The following is a 21,127-nucleotide window of genomic DNA, read 5'->3' as shown; positions in this document are numbered from 1 at the left end:
TTATGAACCTAAAAGGCTTTATTGATAGATTGTCCGAGCAGGAAGTTCGTCTTTTTGTTGAAAATGGGACGCTAAAATCTCAGTCTGCTCCGGGTGCCATCACACCTGAACAGGGAAAATTTATTAAACAAAACAAACAAGCCATTATTGATTTTCTCTCTTATGCAGAAGTCGGGGGGCAACAGAAGTTTTCGTTATTACAACGTCGGCACCTTACCAAGGCTCCGTTATCCTTTGCACAGCGCCGTTTTTGGCTGGTCGAACAGGTTTCTACTATTATTGAACGTCAGTATAAGATTTCAACCGCGTTCAATTTATATGGTCAATTTTCCTTGGCAGCCGCAAGCCAGGCGATAGATGCCATTCTTAAGCGACATGAAATTTTACGAACGGTTTATCAGGAATCACAGGGCATGCTCGAACAAGTCGTGTTGAGCGACTATGTTTTCCAGATAGACAAAGACACCCTTGCCGATGATGTTGACCAACAGCAACACATAGAGGATTGGCTGGAGGGACAGAAACAGAGAATATTTGATTTAAGTAGGGATTTACCGCTAAGAGTGGCTTATCTGGCATCTGATCTAAAATCAGATACATCTGATAAGCCGTTGGCCGGCGTATTGTTTTTTGATTTGCACCATATTGCTGCTGATGGTTGGTCTTTGGCGATATTAGTTGATGAATTTACCCTTCTTTATCAGCAAATTGTTCATGGTAAACCGGCTTTGTTGACTGAGCTTGAACTGCAATACTCGGACTATGCCTACTGGCAGAATCAAGCTGAAACTCAGCAAATGTTTGACGAGCAGTTGCAATATTGGCAACAACAGTTAGCTGACTTGCCATTGGTTCATGAATTGCCGTTGGATTATGCTCGCCCTCAAAAATTGGATATGCGTAGCGCAATACACACGCAAAAGATACCCATGGAGATGGTGAGTAAACTTAAGCGATTAGCTGTGGATTCAAATGCCACGTTATTCATGCTGTTGCATACAGCTTTTGCGGTGATGCTGGCTCGCTACAGTGATAACCCGGATGTGGTTATTGGGACACCTATTACAAGTCGACCGGTACAGAAGCTGGAGTCGCTAATTGGCTGTTTCCTCAATACGCTCGTATTGCGTTTGGATTGTACATCGACGCTGACATTCAATGAGTTGTTGAAGAGTGCAAGGCAGGTGCACCTTGATGCACAGAGCAATCAAGCCATTCCATTCGAATTATTGGTTGAGAAGTTGTTAGCTGGACAAAGCACTGCGTTTACTCCCTTATTCCAAGTGCTTTTCTCAATGCAAAATTATGAATCTCAACAGCTAGAACTTGCTAATGTTGAATTTGAAGAGGTTATGGAGCAAAGGGGACAAACGCAGTTTGATTTGACCTTAACCGCAGCAGAAGATAAGGACGAACTGTCACTGATTTTTGAGTTTAATCAAGGGCTCTTTAATTCAGACACCATCGCCCGTTTTGCCGAAAATATGCAGTTGTTGTTAGCGCACATTGTGGTCAATGGTGATAGGCCAATTAATCAATTGGTGATCGTCAGTAAGCAGGAACAAGCTGTGTTGGACAAATCTCATCAATCAGCTTGGCAACTGCCTGAGGAGCAACCTTTTGTGCATCGGCTTATTCAACAGCGGGCGGCTGAATATCCTGAGCGAGTGGCAATTCGCTATCAGGATCAAAGCCTCAGTTTTGCTGAACTTGATGCAAGGGCTAATCAGATCGCCCAATTATTATTGACTAAAGGTGCCGACAACAACCCGTTGGTTGCGATTTTGATGGCGCCTGGCATTGACTTTGTTGTCAGCATGCTAGCGATATTGAAAGCAGGGTGTGCTTATTTGCCATTGGACTCCACTTATTCTGTGGCGCGGTTAAATTTTATCTTGGCTGACAGCAATGTTGATTTGGTTATCGTCGATAACGAGAGTATCGATAAGGTCGATTTACCAACGAGTCGCGTTTGCACTATCTTGCTTGATGATACTGAAATTGCTGCCCAGCCCCGTACTGAACCGATGTTGACCTCAAGTGTGACAGCGGAGTCCCTCGCCTATGTCATTTATACCTCGGGTTCGACGGGTAATCCTAAAGGGGTGATGATCCAGCATGGGGCGTTGAGAGCATCCACTGTTGGGCGGTTTAATTCATACTCGATAGTGCCGGAGAAATTTTTACTGGTTTCATCATTTGCTTTTGATTCATCGGTTCCGGCGATATATTGGGGGCTTGGCAGCGGTGCAACGTTGCATTTAATGGCCCCTCAGGATGCGAAAGATGCATCGCATGTGGCGAAGATTATAGACAGTCAACAAATTAGCCACGCCCTTTTTATTCCCAGTTTCTACGATGCCATGCTTGATTACCTTGCAGGACATTCACTCCGTAAGGTGATTTGCGCCGGTGAAAATTTGTCGGACAACGTAAAGACAAAACATTTCCAATATCAGCCTCAGGCAACGCTTGTCAACGAATATGGGCCAACGGAAACCACGGTATGGTCTTCGTTGAAACTTTTTGAAAAGGCGACGGAGCCAGTCACGATTGGTCGTCCCGCTCCCCATGTGTCACTTTATGTGTTGGCAAAAGATCGCTCCCAATGTCCGGTTGGTGTAGTTGGAGAACTGCATGTTGGTGGTGTCGGACTCGCAAAAGGGTATTTGAACCGTCCAGAACTGACGGCTGAACGTTTTATTGATCATGTGGACGCTAAAGGTAACCGCGAACGGCTATATCGCACCGGTGATTTAGTGAAAGTGTTGCCAACAGGCGAAATTGCTTACATTGGCCGAAATGATTTTCAAGTGAAATTGCGCGGTTTTCGTCTCGAATTGGGTGAAATTGAGCACTGTATCCGCGCTAATTTTGATGTAACGGATGCTGTGGTTTGTGTGAGACAGGATGACAAGCTGCGGCAATCCTTGGTGGCTTATTTGGTGGCTCCGTCGATGCTCGACATACGTGCACAGCGCGATAAAGTCGAGCGCATCTTGCCGGAGTTTATGTGGCCTAGCTTCTATGTGTTATTGCCGGAAATGCCATTGACTGAGAATGGCAAAGTTAATCGTAACGCCCTGCCTGCGCCAAGCATGGAAAATATCGCTAAGGAGCCTTTTACATCACCAGAAACGGCAACTGAAAAGCAGTTAGCTGGATTGTTCCATCGGGAGCTTGGGTTGACGCCAATCAATATTGGGGCTCGGTTTGTACAGCTCGGTATTCACTCACTGCAATTTGTCAAACTCGGCAGTGCCATCAGCGAAGAATTGAAGATCGAACTGTCCGTGAAGGATTTTTACGTCTATGACACGCTGTTTGCTTTAGCACAGTATGTTGAGCAGCAGCTTGCCGAACAACAGAAACAGAGTAGGGAAGAAAGGGAGGTCGTTGAACTGTGAATATCGCCGCATTTTTAGCTGACTTAAAACAGCAAGACATTATGGTATACCTTGAATCTGATTCGCTTAAGTTAAACGCGCCTAAAGGCGCGGTATCGCAAGATATACTGACTGAGTTGAGAGCGCATAAGGTAGAAATTATTGCCTATCTGCAAGGGCAACAATCAAATCCATTACCGATCAAGACTGTCGACAGAGGGTTGACTCGATTACCTCTTTCTTTTGCACAACAACGCCTGTGGTTCATCGACCAGCTCTTTGGCAGCAGCGAACATTACAATATGGCGACGGTGTTGGAAGTGAGTGGCGCATTCGATTTAACGATTGCTGAAAAAGTCATGCAACGAATTGTCGAACGCCATGAAGTGTTGCGCTCAGTTTACCGAGAAGAACAGGGAGAGGTATGGCAGGAGATTCAGTCAAATGTTAAGGCAAAAATCAATGTTCGGCACTTGACATGTGAACCTGCCGAGCTGAAAGCGATACTTTATCAGTATGTTTCTGCTCAGTTTGACTTACAAAAAGATCTCATGGTGCGGATCGACTTTTTTACCACTGATATTCAGCGGCAATTCCTTATCATCAATTTGCACCATATTGCGGGAGACGGATTATCTTTCTCTCTATTGATGGAAGAATTTGTCGCTCATTATCAAGCGATTAAGCAAAATCTGCCGGAATCCTTGCCAGTATTGCCGGTACAATATGCAGATTATGCTTACACTCAGCAGTCATGGATTGCTGATGGGGTGTTTGATGCGCAACTTGATTATTGGCAACAAAAATTAGCGGATATACCGCAAGTTCACCAATTTCCATTAGATTTTCAGCGGCCGGTAAAACAGACCAACTATGGTGTTAAGGTGCGATTCCGATTGGATCGGCAGCCTTCGGCAATGTTGCGTCAGCATGCAGGCAATGCCGGTGCGACCCTGTTTATGTTATTGCACGCTGCATTCTCAGTATTTATTGCTCGTTATAGCCAGCAAACAGATATTGTCATTGGTACGCCGGCCACCAACCGTAAACAAAAAGAGTTGCAGCCACTGATAGGGTTGTTTGTCAATACGCTGGTGCTGAGAACCGAATATCAGGGCAAAGTTGATTTCATGCAGTTTATGCAGCATGTAAAGCAAGTCAACATTGAAGCACAAATGAATCAGGATTTGCCGTTTGATGTTCTCGTGGAGAAATTGGCGGTGAGTCGGAACATCGCTTATTCACCGATATTCCAGTTCATGTTCACAATGGATACGACTGAGGCCAGTGAATCGCGATTGGATGACGTGGTGTTTACGCCGGTATCTTCGGGTGAATCATTCTCTAAATTTGATTTGGAACTCGATGCGATTGATGACAGTGACACGATTCTGTTTGAAGTGGTATACAACAGTAGCCTATTCCATGAACACACGATTGCAAGGTTACTCAAATCATTTGAAGTCTTGTTGATTGATATCGCCGAAAATCCTTATAAAACATTAGACTCTTTAGCGTTGTTAGATGAAGACGAGAAACGTCGTTTAGATCAACAATTGGCGATACCGTCTTCTATCGCAACAACGACAGAATCTGTGCAATGCCGATTTGAACGTCAGGCAGCACAAAGATCCGATGCGACTGCTTTGGTATGGCAGGTTGCAGGAGAAAAGCAAACCCTGACATATCGCGAGTTAAACCAGCGGGCTAACCGATTGGCGCATCACCTCATCGAAAAGGGGGTTAGGCCGGGCAATATTGTCGCGTTATGTTTACCTCGTTCCCCTGAGATGATTGTCAGTATATTGGCGGTACTGAAAGCAGGCGCCGCTTACACCCCCATTGACGTTGACAACCCTCAATCCCGAATTAATCACATTATTGCGGATTGCCGGCCGGCGATCGTGTTGACCAACAACACATATGCAGACAAGTTTGCTGAACTGAATGTCATTGTTGAGCGGTTAGCTGCGGAAATGGAACAATTTTCAGAGGCTGCATCGGATAATCCAAATATCAACCATAGTTTGGATCAACTTGCCTACGTTATGTATACCTCCGGATCGACGGGCAAACCTAAAGGGGTCATGGTAGAGCATTCGCAGTTGAGCCATTTTGTGGCGGCAGCATTGGCAATGTATGCCGTTAAACCTGACGACAACATATTACAGTTCTCCTCATTTGCATTTGATATTTCCATTGAAGAGTGTTTTGTCACCCTAAGTGCAGGGGCCACTCTGGTATTGAGGAACGATGATTGGCTTAACAGCGCTGACCTATTTTGGCAACAGTGTCATCAGCACAACATCACTGTAATGAGCTTACCCACTGCCTTTTGGCATCAGGTGAGTAGTGGCGACGCTTTGGTGCCTGACACACTACGGTTGGTTATCGTTGGCGGTGAAGCCATTAATGCTGAAATTGTCAGACATTGGTTCGCATCAGCAAACCGTCCTCCGGTGATGAATACCTATGGGCCGACCGAAACAACCGTCTTGGCGAGTTACTACTTGATTGAATCTGCGTTGCAGATTGAGCAATCGGTTCCCATTGGCAAGGTATGTGGTCATGTTAAAGCCTATATTGTTGATGAGCGTTTGAATTTGGTGCCACAAGGCGTCATTGGTGAATTAGTTGTTGGCGGTAAAGGTGTTTCCCGCGGTTACTTAAACAGACTTGAGGAGCAGCAGAGAAGTTTTATTCAGATTGCTTTTTTCGACGGTGAGGTTGAGCGGCTTTACCGAACCGGCGATCTGGTGAGGTTTAATGTTCATGGTGAGATTGAATATATCGGGCGCAAGGATAGTCAGATAAAAATTCGAGGTTTCCGTATTGAGCCAGGTGAGATTGAGAGCCAACTTATTGCGATTGAGGGGGTAAGGCAGGCAGTTGTTACGGTTGATGAGCTTAACGGCAACAAACAACTGATTGCATATTACGTTGCTGATGCGCCGCTGGAGCCAGCTGCGCTGAAGGAACAAATCAGCCAAACCTTGCCGGAATATATGGTCCCTAATGCCTTTATTTTGCTAGCCAGTATTCCAATGACGGTCAACGGAAAAGTCGATTACAAAGCGTTGCTGAGTGTAGAGACGCAAGAACCGTTGCCTGAGAATTATTGCCTACCGAAGGGAGAACTGGAGGAACAACTGGCTGATATGTGGCAGCAGTTGTTAGGCCATCCTAAAGTGAGCCGTACCGATAACTTTTTCAAGCTAGGGGGACATTCCCTGTTGGCGATTAAGTTGGTATCGGAGATCCAGAAAACCTTGGCCGTATCGATCTCTGTTCGGGTTGTCTTTGAAAGCCAAACCTTGGCGGAACTGGCGCAATTGATCGTTGAACAACAAAGAGCAACTCGCGGCAATGCAGCGATAGCGCCAATTACGCCTGTCGCTGAAATGGCGCGGCTTCCATTGTCGTTTTCCCAGCAACGGCTTTGGTTTATTGACCAATTAGATGGGCAAACGCCTCAATATAATATGCCGCTGGCATTAACCGTCAAAGGGGATTTCAATCTCGCTATCGCTGAACGTGCGATAAACATGATTGTCCAACGCCACCAGGTGCTGCGAACTGTCTATCGGCATGATACCGCCGGTGCATGGCAGGAAGTGCTGGACAAAGTAATCGTGAAGATCGACCGGATTGACTATCAAAGCCTTGGAGAAAAAAGTTGTCAGCAGCAGGTACAAGAATTTATTCAGCAGCACGCGGAGCAGGTATTTGATTTAGCTAACGATGTCATGCTGCGAGCGGCCTATCTGAAGATAGCCGAAGATCAATGTGTTATGGTCTTCAACATGCACCATATTGCATCAGATGGTTGGTCAATCAAAGTGCTTGCTGATGAATTTGTCGACATATACCGCCAACTGCTTGAAGGCAGTCAGCAACCGGCTTTGCCATCGCTACCCATTCAATATAAAGATTATGCTGTCTGGCAACGGCAACAACTACAGGGTGAAACGTTACAAACGGATCTTAACTACTGGCTAACTCAGCTTCATGAATTGCCTCCGGTACACGACTTACCGTTGGATTACCCGCGTCCATTACAACTTGGCAGCCGTGGTGGGTTATTTGAATTTAGTACTGATAAGTTTCTTTTGATTGGGCTTAAATCGCTTGCCGGTCAACATAATACGAGCCTGTTTGTGGTATTGCATGCGGCATTTACCTTGTTACTTGCCCGTCATGGACAAAGCAAGGATATTGTCATCGGGACGCCGGTTGCGAATCGTTTGCAGGCGGAAGTTGAACCGCTTATCGGCTTTTTCGTCAATATGCTCGTGCTGCGCACCCAATACCAAGCCGATCTCACTTTTGCTGAATATCTGTCACATATTCGCCAAGTTAATATTGATGCTCAAGCGCATCAGTTACTGCCGTTTGAATTGTTGGTTGAAAAAATGCAGCCGGAGCGGAGTACAAGTTATTCGCCGCTATTCCAAATTGTATTCTCGATGGATACCAATGAATCCAAGGTATTGCAATTGAGCGACGTCGAATTTGAGTACCTTGATAGCGAACATGTCACGGCTCAGTTCGATTTGACCTTAGATGCCAGTGAAAGTGAGGACACTCTTGATTTTAGTTTTGAATACAACTGTGAACTATTCGAACGGTCAACAATAACCCGATTCAGCCAACGGTTCCTGACTTTATTGTCTGCATTAGTGAGTGAGCAATATCAAACGGCTCCTTTGACGAAACTGCCGGTGTTAACTGAGCAGGAAAGACAATATCTGTTGGTCGATATCAATGACAATTGGCAGCCTTATCCGGCTGATAAGTGCATTCATCAATTGTTTGAAGAACAAATGGAACGGAGTCCAGAACAAATAGCGGTTATTGACGGCGAGCTTCATCTCACTTACCGGCAAGTGAATGCTCAAGCGAATCAGGTCGCTCACTTTTTGTTGGGCAAAGGTTATACACCGGATTCCTTTATTGCGGTTTGCATGGAGCGAACTGCGGCCTCGGTGATTACTGTACTTGGCATCTTGAAGGCGGGTTTAGCCTATGTGCCATTTGATGCTGATCAGCCATTGCAGCGGATTGAATACATTCTTCAAAATAGCGGTGCGCCATTAGTTGTGGTTGATGATATTCAGCGTTTGCCTACTGAGGTGGCTTCGGCGTACAACGTCTGGAGATTGGATGAAATATTAAGCCAGTCACGGATTGAGACCCATATTGCGGTGACGCAGAGTCATTCAACCGCGACCAATTTGGCTTACATGACTTACACCTCAGGAACAACGGGTCATCCCAAGGGCGTGATGGTTGAACACACGGCGATGATTGCGCGTTTGTATGGTTGGGATGCCGTATTTGGTTTATTCCAGAAGCCGCCAACCGTATTACAAATGGCGGGTTTGGCTGTAGATATTTTTCTGGGTGATATCGTTAAGAGCTTGACCACCGGTGGCCGCTTGGTGATTTGCCGCAAGTCGGATTTAATTACCACAGAGGCTTTGTATCAGCTTATCGAACAACAACAAGTGACGTTTGGTGACTTTGTGCCGGTCATTCTGAGAAATTTACTCGATTATGCTGAACAAAACAGGGGCCGATTGAATTCACTGCGCCATATATTAGTGGGTTCCGAAGCTTGGTATGGTCGTGATTTGAACCGCTTGCAAAAACTGATGCATACCGATGCCCGTTGTTTCAATATTTATGGACAAACAGAATCAGTGATTGATGCCAGTTACGGTGATGTGACCCATCTCTCTTTGCCTGATGATGCCTATGTTCCCATTGGTACGCCGTTTGCCAACACCCACATTTATATCCTTGATGCTTATGGCGAGCCTGTGCCTATGGGCGTGATGGGTGAAATTGCGGTAGGCGGCCCAGGTTTGGCAAGAGGTTACAACCGCAATAGCGAATTAACGCAACAAAAATTTGTTAAAGACAACCTTTCTGGTCGTTGTGGTTACATTTATCACACAGGTGATCAAGCGAGATTAAAATCTGATGGAACGCTGGCGTTTTTAGGGCGTAATGATGATCAAATAAAACTGCGTGGATTTCGTATTGAACTGGCTGAAATTGATGCCAAGCTTCGTGCATTGCCTGATGTGCAGAATGCTATTGCCGTGGTGCGGGAAATTGAGCAGGGTAATAAACAAATTATTGCTTATCTTCAAACGCCACAACCGTTATTGGTTGAACAGATCAGAGAACAGCTACGGCATCAATTACCTCATTACATGATCCCCAGTGCATTTGTCTGTCTGAATGTTTTCCCGATGACGATTACCGGAAAAGTGGATAAAGAAAAACTCCCTGCACCGGAAGCCAGCGCTTTTACCAGTACTGAATATGTTGCGCCACAAAATGACGTTGAAAGAACATTAGCCTCTATTTTTGCGGTTGTTTTGAAGCAGGAGAAAGTGAGTCGTTACGATAATTTCTTTGCTTTGGGTGGTGACTCAATATTAATTGTGCGTGTTGTTGCAATGGCTAAACAGGCGGGGTTGGCACTCAATGTAAAAGATATTTTGGCCTATCAAAGTATTCATGAAATAACGCAGCAGTTACCTGATTTAAACAACAAAAATGTCTCTTCTAAAGATGCTTATCACGCTTTTTCATTACTCACAGATGACGAACGGGCGGCATTAAAGGCGCCATCCGCATTGGATGATGCATATTCATTGTCGAGTTTGCAAATGGGGTCTATTTATCATCAGCTAAAAGATAAAAGTTACCACATTGTAGAACATTACTCGATTGATGCTGTATGGAGTGAACAAACGTTTCGTCAGGCATTTAATGCCATAGTACAGCGCCATGAGTTATTGCGTGCGACATACAACTTCGAATTAGGAAGAGCATTGCAATATATTCATAAAACGATTGCTTTGCCGGTTACGCTTAATGATTGTCGCCACCTTTCCGTGCAGGAATTTGAGCATCAATTAGCGCACTGTTTAGCACAGGAAAATAGCCACTTTTTTGCTGAAAATGAATTAATGTGGCGAGTTAATGTATTTATTGATGCTAATAATACATTTGCTCTGGTTTTGTCCCATCAACACGCCATTCTTGATGGTTGGAGTGTCGCCAACCTAAAAGTTGAGTTTATGGAGAACTATTTATCGGTGTTGTCTGGCGGTTCTATTCCACCAAGAGCTGACTTACCGCATTACGGTGAATACATTGCTGAAGAACTGGCTGCTATTGATGATCCTGAACACAAAGCCTATTGGCAGAACATAGCCAACGCTGCGGTATTGCCTGACTGGACCAGCAAAGGGTCAACACAACATTATTCTGTTCGCCTTGAGCTATCTTATTTACATGACGATTTGCAACAACTTGCGATGCGCTTAAAAGTGCCGTTGCGCACATTGCTGTTGGCGGTACATGTTTATGTATTGGCGAAAGTCAATGGCACTGATTCCATAACCAGTTCGGTGGTAAGCCACGGGAGACTTGAAGTAGAAGGCGCTGAATCTTGTCTTGGATTATTCTTAAATACGCCGCCAGTTAATGCCGATATCCATCAACAAACCTGGGCGTCATTGATTCAGCAATTAACCGAATATAGCACGGCAAGTTGGCCTTATCGGCATTATCCGGTTGCTATGATGCAAGAGGAATTCAAGTGTGATTACTCTGGCGCTTTGTTTAACTATGTCGATTTTCATGTGTCTGATGAGTTACAGACAACGCAAGATGTTGAGCCTGAGCAGGCTTATGATCATGAATATGAACGAGTTGACTATGGTTATGATTTTGTTTGCCATCATAGTTCAGCTAACGGTTTTCTGGTTCTGCAATTAGCGTTGACACAATCGGTGTTTGGAGCACATCAGGCAGGTCAAGTATTAGCCTATTATGAAACGGCAATAAAATCGATGTTAGTTTCACAACATCATCGCTTGGGGCATGCGGATTATCTGGCATCAGGTCAAATCCAACACTTGCAACAATTAGCCCATAATCCGTCATCTATTGCTAATGATTGCCCATCTCTGACGCAATTATTTGCCCGAGTTGTGCATCAGATACCTGATGAAGTGGCCTTGTCAGGGCCTTGGGGAAGCATGAATTATGCTCAGTTGGCGTTAGCGGCTGACAAGCTGGCGGCACTCCTTGCTGCGCGGGGAATTGGGGTAAATGATACGGTGGGTATTTATTTATCAAGTCGTCCTGAGGTGGTGATTAGTGTCTTGGCTATTTTGAAGGCGAACGCAACGTTTGTGCCATTGGCAACCGATTATCCAACAGAACGCATTGCCCATATTATTAATGATGCTGATATTCAGCTTATTGTTTCACAGCGTTCTGAAAGCCACACTTTGCCTGTTGATAAACAGCGTATTGTTATGGTTGATGAGATTGAATCGGTTGATACTGCGGTTGTGACACAAGACGTAGCATTATCAGCGCAAGAGCGTGTTGCTTATATCATGTATACCTCGGGTTCAACGGGTACGCCTAAAGGCATTAAGATCAGTCATCACAATTTACTGAGCTATTATGAGGCGGTTCAACGCTGTTATCCGACAAATTCTGCCCGTGTATTGCAAATTGCCAACATTGGTTTTGATATTTTTATCGAAGAATTAATGTTGTCGGTATTTTCCGGTGGTTGTCTGGTTCTGGATAGCCATAAAACAGCGTATAGCGTTAAACAGTTATGTCAGATCATTGATGCACAAAAAGTCACACTGATTTCAGTACCCACAGCTTTATGGCATGAATGGACGTATCAGTTAACTGCCGACGATGTTGAGCAACTGGTTAAGCATTTGAAGATATGCATCGTGGGTGGTGAAGCCATGCGAATGGAGTTATTGGCGCTATGGCAACAAAAAACAGACGGAAAGATCCGTTTATTCAACACGTATGGACCGACAGAAACAACCATTGTGGCAACCGCCATTGATGTCACACAACTCGATACCTCAACAAACTCAGTGGTGCCGATAGGACGTCCTTTGGCGCATTGTCAGACCTATGTTTTGGATTCTCAGGGTGGATTGGTGCCGCCAAATGTTATTGGTGAACTCTACATTGCGGGTGATGCTTTAAGCTTAGGTTATGTGAATAACCCAGAGCAAAATGCGGCACAGTTTATTGAAATGGCTATCTTGCCGGAACAAACAGTACGCTTATATAAAACCGGTGATCGTGTTTATTGGAATAACGAAGGTGAACTGGTTTATGTCGGTCGTCTTGATAATCAGGTCAAGATCAGAGGTTTTCGTATCGAAACCCGCGAAATAGAGTCAGCACTGTCAGCGATTGATAGCGTGGCGACAAGTATTGTGCGAGTGACAGTCGATGCAACCGGCGAAAAACAGCTATGTACTTGGCTAGTGATGCCAGAGGGCGCCGAAACGGATGTTGTCATCCCCTTGATAAGAGAACAACTGAAAACCCGATTACCAGAATATATGGTGCCAACCCTATATGCCGTGATAGCCGCTATACCAACCACGGCTAATGGTAAAGTGAATTTTGCTGCCCTACCTGAGCCAAAACCTTGCATTAAGAGTGGGTTAGAGCGTGTTGCAGAAACTGAAATTGAAAAACAATTGGTACAACTGTGTGCCGATGCACTGAAATTACCGTTAAGCATGGTGAATTTAACCGCGTCTTTTATCGAGTTGGGAGGGAACTCCTTAACCTTGTTAAGGTTTTTACATCAGATACAACAGACTTTTGCTGTAGCGGTAAGCGTTGCCGATATCATGACGGCCAGTGATCTAGCCATGCTGGCACTGATCATTGAACGTAAGCAGTTGCAACAGGTTGAACTAGCCAATCAGGGAGATAACGCTGTGGCGGAAGAAGGCTGGTTATGATGATAAAAATAGACGCGGATAAATCAGGTGGAATAATGCGAATCGTTGATATTATTCGTCAAACTTCGGCTGCGGGGGTGCAGTTATTTGTTGAGCACGGCAAATTAGGTTTTAAAGTCATGTCAGGTTGCGTTTTTACCCCTGAACTAAAAAACCTAGTGATTGCCAATAAAGCTGAAATTATTGCTTTTTTGGTGCCCGATGACGCCATTAAATTGGTGTCATTGGGCGCTGACCGAACGCCATTATTTTTGGTTCCTGGCGCAGGTGCTCCAGTCTCATCTTTTATTGATTTAGCCCGAGAAATAAAAAACGATTTCTGCCTCAAAGTATTTGACGCAACTTCCCTATTCTTGGAAGGGAAAACAGTGACTGTCAAAACATTGGCTGAACGTTATGCGGTATTGCTTTTGCAAACTTATCCTCAAGCGCATTATCGATTGATGGGTGATTGTGTGGGGGCATGTGTTGCTTTCGAGGTCGCTTTATTGTTGGAAAATGAAGGAAAAACGGTTGACTTGATAACGCTTGATAGTTTTCTGACCGCCTATGAGCAACAGCCTTATACCCGCGAGGAGATCGATGGAGTCAGTGCCGAGTTAGCTCAAGGCATTGAAGGTGAAGCCCTAGAAAGCTTTATTGAAGTTTATAAACGCAACTCTATGATGGTTTGCAATTATGTGCCATCGGCTAGGTTAAAGGGCAAGATGACATTCATTTATTGCGAAACTTCTATACAACTACGGGCAGAAAAAGAGAAAATTATTGCATCCTTACAAGATTATGTCACACAACCGATTATTTGTGGCATGGTAAGTGGTGATCATTATTCAATATTAAAACCGGGTGACGTTGAATCTCTGGCCGAAGCTATATTACGACAACGTTACCGGCCAGAGCCTGCATTCAAAAAATCGAATTTAACCTATCAAGAGTTGCTCGACATTGTGCAATATCGGGCCGATATTTATCGGCCTGTAAATGACATCAATCATTGTCACCGAGTGAGAATATCACAGGTCGGGTGTTGGTTTATTGAAATAGCGGATGGCCGTGTACATATTGATTTCAACGCTGATGATGCAATGTATAAACAATATGATTTTTATAGTGAGATTGAAATCAGCACGGATTTATTAATGGCGTGCGTAACCAGCGAGGAACCCGCAATCGCTATCGCTAAGGCGATATTGGATCATAAAATTCAGGTACAACAAGGAGAAGAGCTATATCACTTATTATGGATTATTTTTGGCATCACGAAACCTGATGAAATTTTTAACTGGATTGATCAACAAGATAGCCAAGATCAATATTTAGGTGTTCAAACTGATGGAATTGCTTTTGACGATAAATGTCATATCAATTCTTACGATGGCACTTACTTTATGCCTGCTCATTACAGTGTGATTCATAAGGCATTAATATCTCTGCCGATCGAGTACAGTGACTTTGAATTTGTCGATTTGGGATGTGGTAAAGGGCGGGCGATTATATGTGCATCTAATTACAATTTTAGCAAGATTACCGGAGTAGAAATTGTTGAATCATTGGCGTTAATTGCACAGAAAAATATTAACATTATAAATAAAAAAAATCACATTGAGATAATACAGACCGAGGTAAATAATTATCAATTTAATGAAAACAATGTGGTTATTTATAACTTTGATCGTTTTTTTGATGATCAGCTTAAACAACTGCTAGGGCGGTTAAAAACAGATATTTATGACAAAGGCTATAAAGTGTTGATTTTGCAAATTAATGGTGATGATACTCTTTATCAACACTGTTTTTGGTTAACGTCAAAAACAGTTAGCCGAGGTTTTATGGGGGGATGGAATATCACTTTATGGCAAAGTAAAGATTGTTAAAGTCTGGCAATAATAAAATCTTATTTAGGAGTTAATCTCGATGATCTCTGATTTGGTTAAAGCCAATCGGTTAAAAATTATTTTTAATAGTATTGTTGGTGCTTTTAGCGCTTTCTTTAGTATTTGGTTAATTTCCTTGATTACCGATGATGCATTGGAGCAGATTAGTGCTGACTTATTATCATGGACAGTTAGGTTCTTTATCGGGCTAGCATGTTTATTTATTGTGAGCTCTTTTGCTAATTACCTAATGACAAAGTTAAGTATCAAAATTATTTTTGAAGTTCGTAGTACCTTAGTGAAACGTATCTTGAATACCCCTTATGCCATTTTGGATAGTATCGGAGGACATAAAGTTCAGGCTAGCTTAACATCTGATGTCGGTGATATTTCCAGGGCTATTTCTACCATGCCGCAGTTTATTTATCATGTCATTACAGTGATTGCATGTTTAGGTTTTCTGGCATTCAAATCGATTGAACTATTTATGGTCACGCTGGTAATTCTGCCATTAGGGATTTTGGTTTCGCGTTATTTCATCCGCAAAGCCGAAGCTTATGATGAGATATATCGTGATGATTATGATAATCTTCATGAGCAGTTTAAAAGCCTGGTGGATGGGGTTAAAGAGCTTAATAACAATGAAAAGCGTAAACATTCATTTTTTAATCGGGGTGTTTTACCATCATTAGAAAAGATTAATGACTCTGATCTTAAATCAGAAATTTTCTGGAAATTGAATGAGAATTGGGGGCAAATACTATTATTTCTGGTCCTTGGTACTATTTTATTTTCTCATGTGATGTGGGGTATAGGGGAAAGTAACGATATTCTCACCTTTATCTTTATTATGACCTTTTTACTGGGGCCTGTTGATTTTATCCTGTCCTCACAGGAAACCATAGTAAAAGCGCTCATCTCTCTGCGTAAGATTGATCGCTTGAGGTTTTCTGAAAACTTATCAATGGAGCCGACGTTAACCAACCCAGAAGAATATAAAGAATGGTCTCGAATTTCCCTGCGTTCCATTAGCTTTAAGTATGCCGGTGAAGGGAACTGTTTTTCTGTTGGGCCGATTAATCTGGATATTCAGCGCGGCGAAATTATCCTTATTAAAGGCGGTAATGGCAGCGGTAAGTCAACTTTTGCCAAATTGTTGATTGGCTTATTGAATAAATCTGAAGGTGATATTTTCATAGATGATAAGGTGGTTAATAAAGATAACCTAGAGAATTATCTGAATATGTACAGTGTTATTCATTCGGATTTTTATCTGTTTGATACGGTAATTAATCGAAAAGGTGAACTTGCCGATGATGAATTAACTCGTCAATATCTGAAAAAATTGGATTTAGCAGCAAAAGTCACGGTTAAAGATGGCAAATTATCCACAACTAAGCTTTCTCATGGTCAACGTAAGCGCTTAGCGCTGGTTATCTCTTATATGGAAGATGCGCCTATTTATTTGTTTGACGAATGGGCAGCCGATCAGGACCCTAATTATAGAAAATTTTTCTATCATGAATTACTTCCTGAAATGAAGCGCAATGGAAAAACGATCATTGTTATTAGTCATGATGATAAATATTTTCATATCGCCGACAGAGTTATCACGATGGATAATGGTTTGGTAGATAATATTGAAATCAACGTACACCCCGATAAAGTAGAAAATACTGCTTTAGAGCCCGCTATTGCTAAGATGTAATCATAATATACCCTATGGATTTCAAGATGGATCGTGGCGGCAAAGGAGTGCAGCCAACAAAGAGGCAGCTTGAAAGATGATGGGTATAAAGCATAAATATCAGGAGGTTATCATGTTAGAACTATTTGAAGATCAATTGGCTGGAATTAGAGAAAAATATGGGAGTGACTGTTTAAAAAGAGTAGAGGATATGTTTTATCCTTTACTACAACAAAGAGCGCCATTACAAGCAGATGCCAAATATATCATGCCCGGTCTTTCTACCACGCCGTGGTTGGATACGAATTCGTTTCCGCAGTTGCAACCGTTAGTCACCTCATTGATGAATAATGCGGGTAAAATAAAACAGGAAATTAACGCAGTCATCAGTGGTGAGTCCCAATATATCACCGATTATGAGCACTATTTGGGAACGCAAAAAGATTGGAAAGCATTATATTTATTTAAAAATGGTCAGCCTAATAACGCAGTTGCCAATATTTTGCCTGCTACATGGCATATTTTTAATAATGAATTACGGGATTGGCATTGTCCTCTATTGGAAGTTCATTTTTCGGTGTTGCAACCAGGTACGGTGATTAAACCGCATTGTGATTTATGGAATTTCACCCTTAATTTACATTTTGCGGTCGATATTCCTGCTAGCAATTGTGAGATCATTGTTGCGAATGAAGCCAGATGTTGGAAAGAAGGAGAGTGTTTACTTTTTGATTACTCTTATCAGCATGAAGCTTATAACCGTTCAGATAAACATAGAATTTGTTTATTAATGGATATCTGGCATCCCAATTTATCATTTGCAGAACGAGAAGCACTGGTTTTGATCATTACCGGTATTCGTAAACTTTTTGGTTAGTTTATACCCAATGGATTTCAAGAAGGACAGCCTATTATGAATAGAAAAGGGCAGTGCATCGTGTCTGATATTCAAGAGTTTGATGACTTCATTTTTGAGCTTGACTCAGCAGAACAGACATATTTAAAGCAGGCATTTTTAAAGTCTTCTCTAAAATATGACATTGATAATTTCGAAGATTTTTATTGGAAATGTTTTTATCAATCATTTAATTTGCCTGTGCGTTTACAGAAAAAACTATTTGATTTTCGAGCGTTAGAAAATGAAAATTATTTGTTGATAAAGGGATTGCCTGTCCCTGATGATCTTGGCTTAACGCCTTTATCTTATGAACAAACAAATAGTTCTGAGGTAGCGGGTGTTCGTACTTTGATATCAACGCTCTTATCTCGAATTGGGTATATTTATTCGTTTGTCAATAAAAAGAACTTTAATTTTATCGATGATGTCTTTCCAATGGAACAATATAAGAATATGCAAGTAGGCACAAATAAAGAGTTTTTGGAATGGCATGTTGAAGATGGTTTCCATGATGCAAAAGCAGACTGGGTTGCTTTATATTGTCTGCGTGGCGATATAAATGCCGAAACCTACTTATTTCAAACAAAGAATATTCATTTGGATGCTGAAACCATTGCTGAATTGCAAGAACCAAACTTTGAGATCGATGTCGATCCAACCTTTGTGTCGAATATTGCTGGCCGCCGTCGTGTTGCTATATTAAGTCAACATGAAGAGCCAGAAATGATATTTGACCCAGCTTATATGCGTTGTTTAACACCAAAGGCAGAAGCCGCGTTGGAAAAGTTAAATCAGTGTATTAATGAAAATAGAGAGACTTTTATATTATCTCCTGGAGAAATGTTGCTATTTGATAACCGTAAAGTCGCTCATGCGCGTAGCGAATATGAACCTCGATACGATGGTTATGATCGTTGGTTACTCAGAGCATTAATATTGGAATCAAAATTCAAAGCCAGAGATTGCTTTTATACAGGCACATTAAGGGCAAAATAAAAATGACATCATTTAAAACAGTATTATTTAAAACAATATCATTTAAAACAATCACATTACTGTCAACTATTTTGTTGACAATAAGTTGTGGCGGATTTAAAAGTTATTCAGCAAAGACGACGACAGCATTTGAAGCGAAAATTGTTCGTACTCATTATGGTGTTCCTCATATTTATGCGCAAGACTTGGGAAGCTTGAGTTTTGGCAATGCTTATGCTCAGGCACAAGATAATATATGCATTATGGCGGATAATTATGTGCGCATTCGAGGGGAGCGTGCGCGTTTCTTTGGTGCTGATAGAGATCAGGTGGGTGACTCACTGAATTTAATTCAGGACTTCGGCTATAAAGCTTTAGCTTTGGTGGAACAGGCGCGTGAAAAATGGCCGCAATTAAGTACTGATTCACAGGTAATTATTGATGGATTTGTTGCAGGTTATAATACCTACCTGTCCCATGTAAAGGAAGGGCGTTATACCTTACCAAAAGCTTGTCGAGATAAGGAATGGGTAGTACCTATTCAACGTGAGGATGTACTGGCATATGTGTTTTCTATAGCGGTATTTCCTGGTTCTGCTCAATTTCTTGCTGATTATTATGCTGCTGATCCCAATAAAGATGATCAAAAACAATTGTCTTTAAATATATCTAGGAATGATGGTTATTCCATTGGTTCGAATGGTTGGGCATTAGGCCGTGACAAAGTTGAAGAGGTCAATAGCATGTTATTGGCGAACCCCCATTTTCCTTATGAAGGCAACATGCGTTTTTGGCAAGTGCATCATGTCATGAACGGAAATATTGATGTTATGGGAGCGTCTTTAATTGGTTTCCCGGGTATTGTTAATATTGGATTTAATCACAACATTGCCTGGACTCATACTTATTCATCGGCTGAACATGTCATTGTTTACAAAATGCAAACTGTTGCTAACAATCCGCTCAATTATGTGATTGATGGCGTTATTAAACCGGTAATGTCGAAGCCAATTCATATTGACGTCAAAACCGATAGCGGTATTAAAACTGTCACGAAAGATCATTTTTATACTGATATTGGGCCCATTATTGAAAATGAAGACTTTGTTTGGTCCGAGTCTGAATTTTATGTCGTGAAAGATGTCAATCTTTACAATATTAATATGATTGATCATTGGTTGGCGTTGAATCGAGCGGATAGTCTTGCCGATGCAAAACAATCTTATAAAGATTTTAATGGCTTGGCTTTTAATAACACGTTGTTAACCGGTAAAGAAGGCGTTGGTATTTTTATTGGTGATAGAGCTGTACCGGCATTATCTCTTGAAGCTATTCAATTATTGAATGATAACGAAACCCTAGCGGCGGCACGTGAGAAGTATGGCGTGACTATTTTACCGGGTAACGCATCATCAATGATTTTTACCGAAGCCTTGGGTTATGATCAGATCCCACAACTTGTGGAAACATCCTATGTACAAAATTCCAATGGTTCTCACTGGGCAACGAACCTGGAACATTTGCTCGAAGGTTTTTCTCCACTTCTTGGTAATGAACAAAAACCCCTGTCGTTCAGAACTCGTATGGGGTTGCAACTAATAGAGGATGCGGCGGGTGATAATAAGCGATTTTCTCTCATGGAGTTAGAGAGGGCGTTATTCTCTGAGCGTTCATATTTAGCTGAACTGATATTAAAAGATGTGATTTCCTTATGTGATAAAACACAGAACCGATTAATTAAATTGGTGAATGGCATGAAGGTGGATATTACTCTGGCATGTCAATTGCTATCACAATGGAACGGTGAATTTAATGCGGATAGTCGGGGCGCGATTATATTCCGTGAATTAGCGTTTTTAATTGATCAGCAAAAACATTTTGCCGTACCGTTTGATATAGCCCACCCGGCAACAACGCCACGCCAATTAAAACAAAGTGAAGAGCTTGTTACCTTGTTAGCACGGGCGGTTGCTAATGTGAAGAATACGGGGCTGGCTTTAGATACTCCGGTAAGTAAATTTCAATTTATTGAAAGTACCGCACCTGACGGTAAACCGGCAGGTAATCGCATGAGTTGGCCGGGATTATTTCAAGAAGAAGGCGGCTTTAATATGATCGCGACATGGGATGGGGATGAAACCCTATTTCCTAAACATCATTATACTGTGGGTAATGATGTGGTGAGTGGTGAAGTATTGGAATCGGAGCTAACTGATCAAGGATATCATATTCGTTATGGTTCTAGTTGGATAATGTTGGTGGCATTTGATCAACAAGGGCCTAATGCGCGCGGGTTACTCACTTATTCGCAATCTTCTGATATTGATTCGCCTCATTTTGCAGATCAGAGCAGATATTATTCTCATTATAAACAGCTATTGCCGTTGCCTTATGGGTTAGAAGAAGTTCAGCAATCAACTATTTCGGAATTAATTATCCAACATTAAGTTAAGATTGCTTGGCACTGGTTCACAAGA

Annotated in this window: 7 protein-coding genes; all 7 read left to right on the top strand. The window is 42.3% G+C overall.

Annotated features, from left to right (window positions below):
• The first annotated feature begins 2 nt into the window (after nt 1-2).
• Nucleotides 3-3,407: a non-ribosomal peptide synthetase gene (locus AAC155_RS06225; RefSeq protein WP_223121395.1), complete on the top strand. Its 3,405-nt coding sequence runs from the start codon at nt 3-5 to the stop codon at nt 3,405-3,407.
• Nucleotides 3,404-13,216 carry a non-ribosomal peptide synthetase gene (locus AAC155_RS06220; RefSeq protein ID WP_113041434.1) on the top strand — a complete coding sequence of 3,271 codons (9,813 nt, stop codon included), beginning with the start codon at nt 3,404-3,406 and terminating at the stop codon, nt 13,214-13,216. The genes AAC155_RS06225 and AAC155_RS06220 overlap by 4 nt, the downstream gene beginning before the upstream one ends.
• Entirely contained in the window at nt 13,213-15,090 is a 1,878-nt protein-coding gene (locus tag AAC155_RS06215; RefSeq protein ID WP_113041433.1) for a thioesterase domain-containing protein, read from the top strand. The genes AAC155_RS06220 and AAC155_RS06215 overlap by 4 nt, the downstream gene beginning before the upstream one ends.
• Nucleotides 15,091-15,130: 40 nt before the next feature.
• A complete protein-coding gene (locus AAC155_RS06210; protein ID WP_113041432.1) occupies nt 15,131-16,798 on the top strand; it encodes a cyclic peptide export ABC transporter in 1,668 nt (555 codons plus the stop codon).
• Between the two features lie 112 nt (nt 16,799-16,910).
• Complete coding sequence (locus tag AAC155_RS06205; protein ID WP_112894430.1) at nt 16,911-17,654, top strand: aspartyl/asparaginyl beta-hydroxylase domain-containing protein; 744 nt, start codon at nt 16,911-16,913, stop codon at nt 17,652-17,654.
• 60 nt (nt 17,655-17,714) lie between these two features.
• Nucleotides 17,715-18,671: a TauD/TfdA family dioxygenase gene (locus AAC155_RS06200; RefSeq protein WP_228899654.1), complete on the top strand. Its 957-nt coding sequence runs from the start codon at nt 17,715-17,717 to the stop codon at nt 18,669-18,671.
• Nucleotides 18,672-18,673: 2 nt separating this feature from the next.
• Nucleotides 18,674-21,097, top strand: a complete 2,424-nt coding sequence (locus AAC155_RS06195; protein ID WP_113041431.1) for an acylase — start codon at nt 18,674-18,676, stop codon at nt 21,095-21,097.
• Nucleotides 21,098-21,127 lie beyond the last annotated feature (30 nt).

It is taken from the genome of Photorhabdus sp. HUG-39 (assembly GCF_963878365.1).
Lineage (GTDB): Bacteria > Pseudomonadota > Gammaproteobacteria > Enterobacterales > Enterobacteriaceae > Photorhabdus > Photorhabdus kayaii.
This window is presented reverse-complemented; position numbering and strand designations above follow the sequence as displayed.